This window comes from Flagellimonas olearia, from assembly GCF_009184425.1.
GTDB classification, from domain to species: Bacteria; Bacteroidota; Bacteroidia; order Flavobacteriales; family Flavobacteriaceae; genus Flagellimonas; species Flagellimonas olearia.
In genome coordinates, this window is record NZ_WELG01000002.1 from 1,615,449 (window position 1) to 1,628,801 (window position 13,353).

13 protein-coding genes are annotated in these 13,353 nt (G+C 44.5%); 3 read left to right on the plus strand and 10 right to left on the minus strand.

Features of this window, described 5'->3' with window-relative positions; genetic code table 11:
* Positions 1 to 2: 2 nt before the first annotated feature.
* Both porT and ubiE read right to left on the minus strand, forming a co-directional pair.
* Complete coding sequence (gene porT / locus F8C76_RS16605) at positions 3 to 701, minus strand: type IX secretion/gliding motility protein PorT/SprT (protein ID WP_129654561.1); 699 nt, start codon at positions 699 to 701, stop codon at positions 3 to 5.
* A 4-nt stretch (positions 702 to 705) separates the two neighbouring features.
* Positions 706 to 1,434 (minus strand): bifunctional demethylmenaquinone methyltransferase/2-methoxy-6-polyprenyl-1,4-benzoquinol methylase UbiE, encoded by a 729-nt coding sequence (gene ubiE / locus F8C76_RS16610; RefSeq protein WP_152132719.1) that lies wholly within the window; start codon positions 1,432 to 1,434, stop codon positions 706 to 708.
* 195 nt (positions 1,435 to 1,629) lie between these two features.
* Between ubiE and trkA the strand changes: the two genes are divergently transcribed.
* Together trkA and F8C76_RS16620 are read left to right on the plus strand one after the other, a co-directional pair.
* On the plus strand, positions 1,630 to 2,979 hold the full coding sequence (gene trkA, locus F8C76_RS16615; RefSeq protein WP_152132720.1) for a Trk system potassium transporter TrkA: 1,350 nt from the start codon (positions 1,630 to 1,632) through the stop codon (positions 2,977 to 2,979).
* Complete coding sequence (locus tag F8C76_RS16620; protein ID WP_152132721.1) at positions 2,979 to 4,469, plus strand: TrkH family potassium uptake protein; 1,491 nt, start codon at positions 2,979 to 2,981, stop codon at positions 4,467 to 4,469. Before trkA ends, F8C76_RS16620 begins: the two co-directional genes overlap by 1 nt.
* 59 nt (positions 4,470 to 4,528) lie before the next feature.
* Here F8C76_RS16620 and F8C76_RS16625 read toward each other — a convergent pair whose 3' ends face one another.
* Together F8C76_RS16625 and F8C76_RS16630 are read right to left on the minus strand one after the other, a co-directional pair.
* Positions 4,529 to 5,713, minus strand: a complete 1,185-nt coding sequence (locus F8C76_RS16625; RefSeq protein ID WP_152132722.1) for a pyridoxal phosphate-dependent aminotransferase — start codon at positions 5,711 to 5,713, stop codon at positions 4,529 to 4,531.
* Between the two features lie 16 nt (positions 5,714 to 5,729).
* Positions 5,730 to 6,830, minus strand: a complete 1,101-nt coding sequence (locus F8C76_RS16630; protein ID WP_116217432.1) for a fatty acid desaturase family protein — start codon at positions 6,828 to 6,830, stop codon at positions 5,730 to 5,732.
* Between the two features lie 114 nt (positions 6,831 to 6,944).
* On the opposite strand from F8C76_RS16630, the gene rsmG reads away from it, so the two are divergent.
* Entirely contained in the window at positions 6,945 to 7,586 is a 642-nt protein-coding gene (rsmG, locus tag F8C76_RS16635) for a 16S rRNA (guanine(527)-N(7))-methyltransferase RsmG (protein ID WP_129654556.1), read from the plus strand.
* On the opposite strand, the gene F8C76_RS19030 is transcribed toward rsmG, so the two are convergent.
* From F8C76_RS19030 to F8C76_RS16660, 6 genes are all read right to left on the minus strand, one after another.
* The gene (locus tag F8C76_RS19030) at positions 7,583 to 7,705 is read right to left on the minus strand and encodes a hypothetical protein (protein ID WP_262707911.1); all 123 of its coding nucleotides are present in this window, start codon (positions 7,703 to 7,705) and stop codon (positions 7,583 to 7,585) included. The genes rsmG and F8C76_RS19030 overlap by 4 nt on opposite strands.
* Before the next feature lie 148 nt (positions 7,706 to 7,853).
* Positions 7,854 to 8,618 carry a creatininase family protein gene (locus F8C76_RS16640; RefSeq protein WP_152132723.1) on the minus strand — a complete coding sequence of 255 codons (765 nt, stop codon included), beginning with the start codon at positions 8,616 to 8,618 and terminating at the stop codon, positions 7,854 to 7,856.
* 78 nt (positions 8,619 to 8,696) lie between these two features.
* Positions 8,697 to 10,325: an L-glutamate gamma-semialdehyde dehydrogenase gene (gene pruA, locus F8C76_RS16645; RefSeq protein ID WP_152132724.1), complete on the minus strand. Its 1,629-nt coding sequence runs from the start codon at positions 10,323 to 10,325 to the stop codon at positions 8,697 to 8,699.
* 73 nt (positions 10,326 to 10,398) lie between these two features.
* A complete protein-coding gene (apaG, locus tag F8C76_RS16650) occupies positions 10,399 to 10,785 on the minus strand; it encodes a Co2+/Mg2+ efflux facilitator ApaG/CorD (RefSeq protein WP_116217439.1) in 387 nt (128 codons plus the stop codon).
* A 4-nt stretch (positions 10,786 to 10,789) separates the two neighbouring features.
* Entirely contained in the window at positions 10,790 to 11,983 is a 1,194-nt protein-coding gene (locus tag F8C76_RS16655) for a DUF3667 domain-containing protein (RefSeq protein ID WP_152132725.1), read from the minus strand.
* Positions 11,984 to 12,012: 29 nt separating this feature from the next.
* A complete protein-coding gene (locus F8C76_RS16660; RefSeq protein ID WP_249042443.1) occupies positions 12,013 to 13,257 on the minus strand; it encodes a type IX secretion system plug protein in 1,245 nt (414 codons plus the stop codon).
* Positions 13,258 to 13,353 lie beyond the last annotated feature (96 nt).

Below are 13,353 nucleotides of genomic sequence, written 5' to 3' on the forward strand. Positions count from 1 at the left end.
CTCTACTCAAATGTAAAATTGATGAAAATGCCCCGGGTGCGCATGGCATTGATGTTTCCGGTCCAAGGACTGTTGGGGTCTTCGTCGGGGACCAATTCATCCGTTAGGGCAAAGACGCCACGTATGGAGGGGGAAAACTTAAAGTATTCGGTATAAAAATCAATGCCGAACCCCAGTTCGTACCCATACACATTCTTTTTCATGCGGAACTCTCCGCTGCTGTTATCGTCCAAACTGTCTTCCTTGCTCCCCAAGTTCATTGAGGTATAAACACCTCCCGTGATAAAAGGTTTCCAGTTACCAATACGACGGGTACTGGCCTTGATCAATAAGGGAAAACGGATATAAGTGGAGCGGACCTCCCGGATGGCATCGGCCTGTGTGGTGAAACCAGGAAAGCCCAAATTTCTTGAGGTGTATAATAAACCGGGCTCAAAACGGGCATCCAAAAACTCATTGATCCGCATTTCGCCGATAAGCCCCACATTGAATCCAAAACTTTTCTCTACCAAGATGTCCCGGCCAATATCGTTTTTGTACTCAAATTGAAAGTCGTATTGATTGAAGCCGAGGTAGTATCCCCAGTTCAAAAAGTTTTTGTCCTCGTTCTGAAGGTTGAGTATGGGGTCTTCCCTGAACTGTGCCGAGGAGGTTGTGCATGCCAATATGAGCATGCCAAACAGAAGAAAGATGTTTTTCATCAAACTATTTTGTAGCGACATAAATGGAAGCTGCTCCAAATGTCTGGGGTTTGTTCTCTACTCCTATAAACCCAATTTTGGCCAAAATATTGTTGAAAGCCTCTCCATGGGGAAAAACAGAAGCCGATTCGCTAAGGTAGGCATAGGCCGATCGGTCTTTGGAAAAGAGTTTCCCAATGGTGGGGAGAATGTATTTGCAATAGATGTTATAGCCTTGTTTAAATGGGGTTTTTGTAGGAACGGAAGTTTCCAAGACCATCAGTGTGCCTCCCGGTTTGAGCACACGGTGGATTTCTTGTAGGCCTTTCTCCAGGTCTTCAAAATTACGCACCCCAAAGCCTACCGTGACCGCATCAAAACTTTGGTCATCAAAAGGGAGGTTTTCACTATCACCCACAATCATTTCAATGCTGTCTTGAAGGTTTTTTTCCTTGATTTTGGTCTTTCCCACTTCCAACATGCCGGGGGAAATGTCCAATCCGATGATTTTTTCAGCTCCGGTTCCCACCATGGCAATGGCGAGATCGCCGGTTCCAGTGGCAATGTCCAAAAGGTTTTTGGGTTTCTTTGCGGCAAGAAGTTTCACCATTCGTTTGCGCCATTTCAGGTCTATTCCAAAGGAAATCACACGGTTCAAACCATCATAATCACCAGAAATAGTGTCGAACATTTGCCGAACCTGCTCCTTTTTCCCTAATTCAGATTCCTTGTAAGGCGTAACTTTTTTTGACATCTCCTTATTTTGCTGGCAAATATACAATTTCACCTTATGGGAGGCGTACAAAAATATTTGTGTAATTTTGCCGGGAAACGGGGAACTTTTTCCGTATTATCTTAAGAATATGTCTTTTAGGCCACGGTCACTGTTCATTGTGTCAAATACAGGGCACAAATTGAATCGATTTAACAACACATCTTATTTCAATCAATGAAGATCATTATTGCAGGTGCTGGTGAGGTAGGGTTCCATTTGGCAAAACTTTTGTCCTATGAAGCACAGGATATTACGTTGATCGATCCGGATAAGGAGAGCTTGACCTATGCCGATAACCATTTGGATATACGGGTGCTTCGTGGTGATGCTACTTCCGTGCAGGTACTACGGGATGCCCAAGTGGACGGTTCAGATTTGGTAATTGCGGTGACCTCCTCCGAAACCACCAACATTACCCTATGCTTTTTGGCAAAGCAGTTGGGGTGCAAAAGGACCATAGCCCGTATTTCCAATACGGAGTTCATGGACAACCGTGAACTCATTAAGTTTGAGGAATTGGGCATTGATGAGTTGATATCGCCCGAACGATTGGCCGCTATGGAAATACAACTGATGCTTAACCAATCGGCGTTCAACGATACCTACGAGTTTGAAGGAGGATTGTTGACCATGTTCGGGGTAATTTTGCCCAGAACCGCCCCGTTTGTGGGGAAAATGGTAAAAGAGGCTGCCAGGGTTTTTCCCGAACTTCACTTTATGCCCATCGCCCTACAGCGAATGGGGACACAGTTTACCTTGATTCCCCGCGGGGATACCGTGTTTAAGGAGGGAGACCAAGTGTATTTCATTACCTCGGACAAAGGGGTGGAAGAGCTTTACAAGCTTACCGGAATGCAAAAACAGGACATCAAAAATGTGATGATCTTAGGAGGTAGTAAAGTGGGCTTTAAAACGGCCCGTGACCTGTGCACGAAAAAATTCAATGTAAAGCTCATCGAAAAAAATAAGGAAAAAGCCTTTGATATTGCCGATGAATTGCCCCATGCCTTGGTCATCAACGGAGATGGTAGAAATGTGGAACTTTTGGAAGAGGAGAGTTTGGAATCCATGGATGCCTTCATTGCCGTGACAGGGAATTCCGAGACCAATATCATGTCCTGTCTGGTAGCCAAGAACAAGCGCATCAAGAAGACCATTGCCCTTGTGGAGAACATGGATTATTTTCAGTTGTCCCATTCCATTGGTGTGGATACGCTGATCAATAAAAAGCTGTTGGCTGCGAATAGCATCTTCCGATATATCCGAAAAGGGGAAGTGTTGGCACTGACCCGATTGAACAACCTAAACGCCGAAATATTGGAATTTGAGGTAAAGGCCTCGTCACTGGTGAATGGGGAAATCATCAAAGAATTGAACTTTCCCAGGGAAGCCAGTATTGGCGGAGTCATTAGAAATGGTGAAGGAATCATCGCCCTTGGTGATTTTAGGATCATGGAAGGTGATCGCGTGGTGGTCTGCTGTTTGCCCAAGGCCATTCCAAGGATAGAAAAGCTGTTCCTATAATGAGGCTCAACACACGGATCATTGTACACATCATGGGGCTATTGTTGCTTTGCAACGGGTCCTTTATGCTTCTAGCGGCGTTTGCCAGTGGCATTTATAAAGATGGTGCCACATTGGATATTACCCTTGCTGCCATTGTGACCATGCTCTTTGGGATGATGGCCATGTTCAATACCCGCGGGCATAAAAAGGAGGTAAAACGCAAGGAAGGTTACATTATAGTGACTTTTGGGTGGGTAGTGATGTCCATTTCCGGGATGCTGCCCTATCTCTTTTCTGGGTCCATACCTTCCATCACCGATGCTTTTTTTGAAACGATATCCGGTTACACCACAACAGGGGCGTCCATCTTGGACGATATTGAGTCCCTGCCCGAAGGAATTTTGCTTTGGAGGAGTCTGACCCACTGGATCGGAGGAATGGGAATTATCGTTTTGGCCATAGCCATTCTACCGCTTTTGGGGATAGGGGGTATGCAGTTGTTTGCTGCGGAAGCACCTGGTCCGGGAGGAGATAAGCTTCATCCCAGGATTACGGATACTGCCAAACGACTCTGGTTAATCTATTTTGGATATACCGTTGCCGAAACCCTATTGCTGAAATTGGCGGGAATGACATTTTTTGATGCCATCAACCATGCTTTGGCCACCATGTCCACGGGAGGTTTTTCCACTAAAAATGCCAGTTTGGCCTATTGGAACAACGCGCCCGTGATTCAGTATATTACCATTGTTTTTATGTTCTTGGCCGGAAGTAATTTTGTACTCAGCTATTTTGCCTTTACAGGTAAAGTACAGCGTATTTTGCGTGATGAGGAGTTTAAATATTACTTTGGTTTTGTGGCGGTATTTTCCATTTTGGCCGCTTTGGGCATCTATTTTAAAGGCGATGTGCCCGTATCCGATTTTCATCCCATGGTCTGGGGCGAAGCCGAAAGTGCTTTTAGACATGCCCTGTTCCAGGTCATCGCCGTGATTACCACCACTGGTTTTGTGACAGCTGATTTTACCTCATGGACCCCATTTCTCACCGTTTTCTTTTTTGGGTTGATGTTCTTGGGAGGTTCCGCGGGATCTACGGCTGGAGGTATCAAGGTGATGCGCCATTTGATCATCATCAAAAATGGCATCTTGGAATTTAAACGAACCTTGCATCCCAACGCCATTATTCCGGTTCGCTATAATGAAAAGACCGTTTCGGAACATATCGTGTACAACGTTATTGCCTTTTTCGTACTGTACATGCTATTGTTTATCATCGGTTCCCTAGTGCTGGGCTTTTTAGGATTGGATTTTGTTTCGGCCGTAGGTGGGGCTGCCTCGTCCTTGGGGAATGTTGGTCCTGCTTTTGGCGATCTTAACCCTGTAAGCAACTACAACAGTTTACCGCCTGCCGGAAAGTGGTGGTGTGGTTTTTTAATGCTGTTGGGCCGTTTGGAACTTTTCACGGTCTTGATCATCCTTACCCCTTATTTCTGGAAGAAGACATAAAAAAACCTCTTGAAGTTGATACTGCAAGAGGCTTTGAAAAATATAAAGTTGTTGTTAGGTTAGACCACTGCCTTGATTCGCGCAATGGCTTCCTTCAATTCTTTTTCTGATGCTGCATACGAGATACGGATGCAATTGGGGTTTCCAAAAGCTTCCCCGGTCACCGTGGCCACATTGGCATGTTCCAAAAGGTATAGGGCAAAATCAGAAGCATTGTTGATGGTGGTCCCGTTCAAGGTCTTTCCAAAGAAAGCTGAAATGTCTGGGAACACATAAAATGCCCCTTCAGGAACATTCAGGTTAAACCCTTCAATCTCTCCCAAAAGACCCAATACAAGATCCCGTCTTTTGTGGAACTCATCAATCATATACTGGATTTTGCTCACAGGAGCTTCCAGAGCGGTGATAACGGCACGCTGGGCAATGGCATTGGCACCACTGGTCACTTGTCCTTGTAGTTTGGTACATCCTTTGGCGATCCATTCTGGGCCACCAATGTATCCAATACGCCATCCGGTCATGGCAAAGGCTTTGGATACACCATTTACCGTTACGGTCCTGTCGTACATCCCATCAATACCAGCGATGCTTACATGGCCCCCGGCGAAATTGATGTGTTCGTAGATTTCATCGGAAACCACATAGATGTTCGGATGCTTTTTCAACACCTCGGCCAATCCTTCAAGTTCAGCTTTGCTGTATACTGAACCACTGGGGTTACAGGGTGAACTGAACCAGATCATGCGGGTATTTGGGGTAATGGCCGCCTCCAACTGGGCAGGGGTCATTTTAAAATCAGTATCAATATCGGTCTTCACCTCCACGGGAACCCCTTCGGCCAACTTTACAATATCGCTGTAGCTTACCCAATACGGTGCAGGTAGGATTACCTCATCGCCTGGGTTCAAAACCACCATGGCAATATTGAAAAGGGATTGTTTTGCTCCTGAGGACACCACAATTTGGTTGGGACCATAGTCCAAACCGTTGTCCCGCTTAAACTTTAGCGAAATAGCCTGCTTTAATTCAGCATAACCATCCACTGGGGTATAACTGCTGTAATTGTCGTCAATGGCCTGCTTTGCGGCCTCTTTGATAAAATCGGGGATGTTGAAGTCCGGTTCGCCCAAACTCAATCCAATAATATCCTTTCCTTCATTTCGTAACTCCCTGGCTTTTGCAGCCATGGCCAGTGTGGCCGACGTGGACATGTTCTGAATCCTGTCAGATAAGTGGTTGCTCATTGATTTTGCTATTTTACTAGTACTGAAGTGCTGGGTTTTTACCCAATTCCTTCAAATGTTTGAAGTGCGAAATTATAGCTTTTCTGGTAGTTTTATACTCGTTGTAGGGCAAATTAAATTCCCGTGCAGTCTGTTTCACAATTTTGGAAATATTTGTGTAGTGGATGTGACTGATATTGGGGAAGATATGGTGTTCCACTTGATGGTTCAATCCGCCTGTAAACCAGTTTATTATCCGATTTTTTGTACCGAAGTTCACCGTGGTAAAGAGTTGGTGTATGGCCCAGGTATTTTTCATGTTCCCGCTCTCATCCGGAAGGGGTGTTTCGGCTTCATCAACAATGTGCGCCAATTGGAATACCACGCTCAAAATTACCCCGGCTACATAGTGCATGATAAAGAAGCCCAAAAGTACTTGCCACCACGTAACACCTCCAAAAATCATGGGGAGTACGATCCAAATGGTCAAGTAAATCAGTTTTGTAATGACCAAGGTGCTCCAATTGATTACGGGATTGGGTAGCTTTCCATAGCTCAATTTACGTTTCATGTAGCGGTACATTTGCTGGAAATCTGTGGTCACGGCCCAGTTGAAGGTCAATAATCCATATAGGAAAATTGAGTAATAATGTTGGAACTTGTGGTGTTTCTTCCATTCGGCATGTTTGGAAAAGCGGAGTATTCTTCCTGCTTCCATATCTTCATCATGCTCATGGATATTGGTGTAGGTATGGTGCAATACATTGTGTTGTACCTGCCAGTTGTATACGTTTCCTGCCAAGATATAAATGCTGCTTCCCATGAGTTTGTTGACCCATTTTTTATTGGAATATGCACCATGGTTACCATCATGCATCACATTCATGCCCACTCCGGCCATTCCAACCCCCATCACAATGGATAGGATTACATAGGCCCAAAAGGGAAGGTTTAGGGTTAAAATCAAAAAATAAGGGGTCAAAAATAGGGCGAACATCACTATCGTCTTCAAGTGAAGTTTCCAGTTCCCGGTCTTCTTTATGCCATTCTCATTGAAGTATTCATTTACTCTTTTGTTCAGTGTTCTGAAAAACTGTGCAGAATCCTTTCGTGAAAACCGGATGGTGGTCTTGTCCATAAAAAAAATTTTAGCAAAGGTAACCAAATAGACCCTTCGGGCCCAACACCTTAATGTTAGAACGGTGTTAACCTGTTTAAAAGTATTAGTTTTGCTAAAATTAACAAACCTTGGATGAACACCGAGCTTATCTTTAAATATTTTACAACGCTCACGGATGAGCAGAAAGGGCATTTCCGTGCTTTGGAGGCCTTGTATCAGGATTGGAACAAGAAAATCAATGTGGTTTCCAGAAAGGATATCGATGAGCTTTACTTGCGCCATGTGCTTCATTCCTTGGGAATTGCGAAAATACAATCGTTCAATGAGGGGTCCAGGATATTGGATGTGGGGACCGGTGGTGGATTTCCCGGAATTCCGTTGGCCATTCTATTTCCCGAGGTCCAGTTTACCCTTGTGGATGCCATTGGAAAAAAAATAAAAGTGGTGCAGGAGGTTGTGGAAGGTTTGGGACTGGACAATGTAACTGCCCACCATACCCGTGTTGAGGATTTGGATGGCCAATTTGACTTTATTGTGAGTAGGGCAGTGGCTGCCATGCCCACTTTTGTACATTGGACCAAGGGAAAAATCAAAAAGGACTCTGCCCATGCGCGTAAGAATGGGATTCTCTATTTAAAAGGGGGCGACTTGGAAGAGGAATTGAAAGACTACAAAACCGTCCAAATCTTTGATTTGAGTGAATACTTCGAAGAAGATTTCTTTGAAACAAAAAAAGTGGTCTATTTACCACAAAAGTTTAAAGGGCAGGACTAAATGCTCCACATTCGTTCATAGACCAACCTACACTTTCTGGAATAGGTCTTTGCACTTAACCACATCCGGTCAATTTTGTTGAAGATATTCTGCACCCATGTGTTGATTCGTTTTCTCATATGCTATGGGATTAATACTACAAAAATAATAGATTACGTTGAATTTACAATTAATTAACGTTAAATTTACATTGATAGTATGTCAAGACACCTTTCTTTTTCAGGCTAATTGCTTGGGTTATTTGGATAGCGTGGTGTACGTATACGGTTATTCGTAGAGATTGTCCAGGTCCGCGTTGGCAATATCCACAAAAAGTTGACTCATTTTCTGGCATACCAAGGCAAAGAATTTCTCTCCTTTCTCCTTTGTGGCCTTTCTGGGGTCGCCCACTCCGGTGTCCTTGCTGATTTTGGACCAAGGTCTTTCGGTCCATGCCCAACCTTCGGAAAAAGCTTTGATCTTGTTTTTGAGTTCCTTGCCGTCTCCCCATTCTTCCTTGGGGAGGACCAGTTCGGGGGCCAAATGGAGTATAAGGCTGGTTTCCATTTCATCGGCGTGATCACCAGGGTGGTCAAAAATCTCTTTTTTGTCTGCCATTCCCGGCCAATGGGTGGTGCATAGGAACATGTTCGGGAACAGTAGGCCCAATTCCCGGATAATGGCCTTCCAGTTGTTGCCGCCATGGCTGTTCAAAATCATAAACCTGCGTATACCTTGTCGCTCTAAAACTGTAAGGACATCCTTTAGGATGGCGAATTGGGTGCTGGGGTTGAGGTTCATATCCAAATAAATATCAGATTGACCTGTGTTTACCCCAAAAGGAATAGTGGGTAGGGCTATGATCTTACAACCTTGTTCCCAGGCGAGTCTGGCAGACTCCTCGGCAATGGCCGTGGCTTCAATGGTATCTGTGGAATAGGGTAGGTGGTAGTTATGGGCCTCGGTGGCGGCCCAAGGCAGAACGGCCAAGTCAAAAGATTCATCTTTTAGGTGTTTCCAATTGGTGTCGGCCAATACGTAAGGTCTAGGCATGTTATAAGGTTTAGTGGATAAAAAAAGACCGCTATCCCCAATAAGGGATAGCGGCCATGAAATTATGGATTTATTGAGTTATCCCAAAAAAGGATAGCGATAATCTTCAGGGGTCACGAAGGTCTCTTTAATGAGTCTTGGGGAAACCCAACGCAAAAGGTTTTGCATGGAACCGGCCTTATCATTGGTTCCAGAGGCCCTTGCTCCTCCAAAGGGTTGTTGTCCCACCACAGCCCCTGTGGGTTTGTCGTTGATGTAGAAGTTTCCGGCACAATTTTGCAGTGCTTTTGTGGCTTCATCAATGGCATATCGGTCCGCGGACAGAACGGCTCCGGTCAATGCATATTCCGAAGTGCCATCCACCAATTCCAATGTTTTGCTCCAATCGGCGTCCTCATAAATATATACGGTCACCACGGGTCCGAAAAGTTCGGTGCACATGGTGGTGTATTTTGGATCAGTGGTCAAAATGACGGTTGGTTCAATAAAATAACCAATCGATTTGTCGTACCCGCCACCGGCAATGATTTCCGCATTGGCATCGGCTTTGGCCTGATCAATGTATTTGGCCAATTTGTCAAAGGAGCCTTCGTGGATCACCGCGGTGATAAAATTGCTCATATCGGCAGGCGATCCTGGTTTGTTGAACGAGTCCAAATCTGCCTTAACCAAATCCAAAATTTCATTTGCCGTGGATTTGGGCAAGTAGACCCTGGAGGCCGCACTACATTTCTGACCTTGGAACTCAAAAGCACCTCTGGTAATAGCGGTGGCCACTTGTTGGGGTTTTGCTGTTGGGTGGGCAATGATAAAATCTTTTCCACCGGTTTCCCCTACAATTCTAGGGTAGGTTTTGTAGTTGTGGATGTTGTTTCCTATCTGCTTCCATAATTCCTTGAATACATGGGTAGATCCCGTAAAGTGGATTCCCGTGAAATCAGGACTGGACAAAATAACGTCCGAGATCATAACGGGATCTCCATAAACCACATTGATCACCCCATCAGGAAGGCCTGCCTCCTTGAAGACGTCTACAATGACCTTTGCTGAAAAGATTTGACTGTCACTGGGCTTCCAGACCACCACATTGCCCATCATGGCAGCACTTGCTGGCAAATTCCCGGCAATGGCGGTAAAGTTGAACGGGGTTATGGCATAGACAAAACCTTCAAGGGGTCTATACTCCACTCGGTTCCATATCCCTTCGGCGGACTCCGGTTGTTCGGAATAGATCTGCGACATGTACTCCACATTGAAACGGAGGAAGTCTACGATTTCACAGGCAGAATCAATTTCGGCTTGAAAAATATTTTTGGATTGGGCCAACATAGTGGCGGCATTCATTTTGGCGCGATATGGACCGGCAATCAATTCCGCAGCTTTTAAAAAGATGGCGGCACGTTGTTCCCAAGTAAGGTCTGCCCAAGCTTTTCGGGCCTCCAAGCAGTTGGAAATGGCCTGCTCCACATGCTTCTTTTCGGCCAAATGATAATGACCCACCACGTGCTGGTGCTCGTGGGGCGGGGACATGGGCTTGGTGTTGCCGGTTTTTATTTCTTCACTACCTATATAAAGAGGTACTTCAACCTTTCCGTTATAATAGGTGTTGTACTGCTTTAGTACTTCCTCGCGCTCGGGAGTGCCTGGCGCATAACTTTTTATGGGTTCGTTGACCGCGGTCGGAACTTGAAAGAATCCTTTTCCCATGATACTTCTTTTAGGAGATTAAAAATTCCACCAAAGGTAGTAAAAGGAAAATCGATTTTAAAAATGAACGGGCCTAGTTTATGGCAAAGGGTGCGGAGAACTTGAATGTAGGTACCTCTACATCAAATTCTTCGGAAGTGGTGAAGTTTACCATTTGGTAATGGCCCCGCATGGCGCCAATCGGTGATGCCAGTAGACAACCGGAACTGTAGGTATGGGATTTGCCGGGTTTGATGACTGGTTTTCTGCCAATCACACCTTCTCCATCTATGGTCTCTATGTCTTTTAGGGCATCAAAAATATCCCAATGCCTAGCGGTCAGCTGTACCGTGTCCTTGCTTAAATTTTCTATGGTGATGGTATAGCCAAAGGCGTAGTGCATCTTGTAGTTTTTGAAAAAAGTGCCTTCAAAAGTGGTCTGCACCGATACTTTGATTCCTTTAGTGACTTGAGTAAACATGCTTCTAATACATAAAAACACTTCCTGTAAACAGAATAATGACCGCAAAGAATGCCAATATGGTAAATATAGTGTTCAGAAAGAAATATTTGACAATCGTTTTAAACGTTCCCTGCCCGTAAAACCTTTTCATGGCCATGTACAGATATACGCTGAAAATCAAAATAAACAGCACTGCACTTGAGACGTTGAAAATGGTATCAATTATCAAGCTTAGGATGAGCAAGATAAATAATAAGGATTGGTTGTGAAAGCTGAAGATAAGATGATCGGTGTAGGTGTATTTTTTTCTGATGTACACCAACCAAATGAACACGGTGAACAGTGGTAAAAAGAAAAATATGGCAAAGGGCATCTTTGAAATGGAGGCGTTCAGGAAACTCCCCGGCCTACTGATTACCTTTAGTAGGCTATTGGCAGAGTTAAAGGCCATTCTGTTGCCAAGGGTGCGTTTAACATTATACTTGGTCTGCGTTTCGCCAAAACTGAACAAAGTGTCCTGTTTGATCATTTTGGAAAAAAAGCCCACTTTTTCCATGAAATTATTGATTCCTGATTTGGCTTCAAGGTCTGCATAGAACTTTGTGGGGTTGGCCAGCATCAAGGAATCCTTGTGTTGGTCTTCCGTATTGGTGGCCTTGGCAAGGGAATCCAGAACGTGCATTCCAGTGATGACCTCTTTGGTGCGTACTTGGGAAGAGTCCAGTTTTTCCAAAACCTTGGTCGTTTCTTCCTTGAGCTTTGTACTGTCTGTTATGAAAGTGCCCGATTTGACATTGTAGGATACCGGGGAAGTGGAAATAAGATTGCCATCAAATCTGGAGGCAGCCTTGTCCAAACTGGAAAATTCGCTGTTGAAAGCAAACATCAAAAAATAGATAAAGGCCAGACTCAACAAAAACCGAAATGGGTTGGTGTATGAGACCCGTTTGCCCTCAATATAGTCTTTGGTGATTCGCCCAGGGCGCCAAAGTAAGGCCGAAAGTGTTTTTAAGAGCCTGGAGTCATAATTGAAGAGTCCTGAGAAAAACTCATCGAAAAAATCTTTCAGGGTCAACTTTTTGGTGCTGTTGGCCTGAGAGCAATTGGGGCAATACTTGTCACTCATGTCCAAGGGATGACCACAGTTCAAACATTGTGTGCCCCTAAACTGAAGTTCGTATCTGCCTTTACTGATCAAGCTGTTTTTCTTGGCCATGCCCTTGAGGGATTTGCAGCTAAAGATAGTTAATTGCTGATTGTTCTGGAATTGACGGAACCTATACCTATTATACTATCATATAAATCGCCAAAATCGCGGTAGTAGACCAAAATGAGATAATTGTTTTCCGTGAAATGGAAATTTCCGCCAACAAAGTTGGGGTCAATGGTGCCATCTGCGCGCTCTACCACATACTTATAATTGTAAAACCCTTGCTTTATGGGTAGGGTGAGCTCCATTTTTGCGGTATCGGGATTAAAGATCATCTTATTTTCCTCTTCCAGTTGATAGTTGTTGAACTTTCCAACCACATACACATTGTCCAGCCCTATTTCATTGGTGTAGGGGAGGCTGAAATGGACCATGGAATATTCCGCTTCGCGTGAAACATCATCACCTTGGAGGGTACGGACCACAAAATCGCCGTTGATGTCTGGGAAATAGGTGTAGGGTCGATCGTTTCGAAATTCGTTGGTGAACAGGATATGGTGATACAAGTCCCTAAATTCCACTTTGGAAATGGCAAAGGTGGGCGACCGAAGGTCTTTGGTATCGAAATTTAGATATTCATTGCCGCCAAAGAAACTGGTTTCGGTATCATATTTATAGACCAACTCGGTGCCAATGGTAAATTGCGGTTTGATGTTGTACAGTGCCGTGGGCCAAAAATGATTCTGTAAAATGGCCACTTTAACCTCATTCTTGGGGTTGACCACGGGAAAACCAGCAGTATTGATGTTGAATTGGACCACTTGCTTTTCGTTCAAAAAATTAAAGTCCCGGGAACGTTTTACGGTGCCGGCTACCCGTACCGCATCCCGATAGACCACAAACCGTCTTGAAAACTGAAGGTCGCCATAACTGTTGTAGACCTCAAGGACATAGTTTCCACTGACTTTTAGCCGAACATTTTCGTTGGGAATGGTCAACCTGTAATTGGAATAGGGTTGTAGGGTGGTGTAACTGTTCTCGTAATCTATGATACGCTGGTTGTCCGCTCCGGACAAATATTGCGATTTTAGAAGCTGCGAAGGCGTCCAGTCGTAATCACAATGGATTATTTTATAATAGTAATCCTGTTCCTTGGCGGTAAGATCATCAAACTCCAAGGTCATGGTTTCACCCAATTGGATGACCGGAAACTGGTCTTCCGTAGGTCCCCTAAAAATAATGGTCCTGATGTTTTCCGGGGGATTAACTTCTTCCTGAACCTGTGCAAAAGCACCCGATATAACGAACAGGAAGAACATTGATTTGATCAAAGAGCGCATGCTAAGCGTGTTTTGGGGTAAAGGTAAACAAAAAGTGTGCCTTGAAAATTTAGTTCGATGTAATCCCATTTTTATGGGCAATAATTATGAAAACAA

Excerpts from the sequence above, each read along its gene's own strand:
- porT (WP_129654561.1), bottom strand. The coding sequence starts at position 701 with ATGAAAAACATCTTTCTTCTGTTTGGCATGCTCATATTGGCATGCACA.
- ubiE (WP_152132719.1), bottom strand. The coding sequence starts at position 1,434 with ATGTCAAAAAAAGTTACGCCTTACAAGGAATCTGAATTAGGGAAAAAG.
- trkA (WP_152132720.1), top strand. The coding sequence starts at position 1,630 with ATGAAGATCATTATTGCAGGTGCTGGTGAGGTAGGGTTCCATTTGGCA.
- F8C76_RS16620 (WP_152132721.1), top strand. The coding sequence starts at position 2,979 with ATGAGGCTCAACACACGGATCATTGTACACATCATGGGGCTATTGTTG.
- F8C76_RS16625 (WP_152132722.1), bottom strand. The coding sequence starts at position 5,713 with ATGAGCAACCACTTATCTGACAGGATTCAGAACATGTCCACGTCGGCC.
- F8C76_RS16630 (WP_116217432.1), bottom strand. The coding sequence starts at position 6,830 with ATGGACAAGACCACCATCCGGTTTTCACGAAAGGATTCTGCACAGTTT.
- rsmG (WP_129654556.1), top strand. The coding sequence starts at position 6,945 with ATGAACACCGAGCTTATCTTTAAATATTTTACAACGCTCACGGATGAG.
- F8C76_RS19030 (WP_262707911.1), bottom strand. The coding sequence starts at position 7,705 with ATGAGAAAACGAATCAACACATGGGTGCAGAATATCTTCAACAAAATT.
- F8C76_RS16640 (WP_152132723.1), bottom strand. The coding sequence starts at position 8,618 with ATGCCTAGACCTTACGTATTGGCCGACACCAATTGGAAACACCTAAAA.
- pruA (WP_152132724.1), bottom strand. The coding sequence starts at position 10,325 with ATGGGAAAAGGATTCTTTCAAGTTCCGACCGCGGTCAACGAACCCATA.
- apaG (WP_116217439.1), bottom strand. The coding sequence starts at position 10,785 with ATGTTTACTCAAGTCACTAAAGGAATCAAAGTATCGGTGCAGACCACT.
- F8C76_RS16655 (WP_152132725.1), bottom strand. The coding sequence starts at position 11,983 with ATGGCCAAGAAAAACAGCTTGATCAGTAAAGGCAGATACGAACTTCAG.
- F8C76_RS16660 (WP_249042443.1), bottom strand. The coding sequence starts at position 13,257 with ATGCGCTCTTTGATCAAATCAATGTTCTTCCTGTTCGTTATATCGGGT.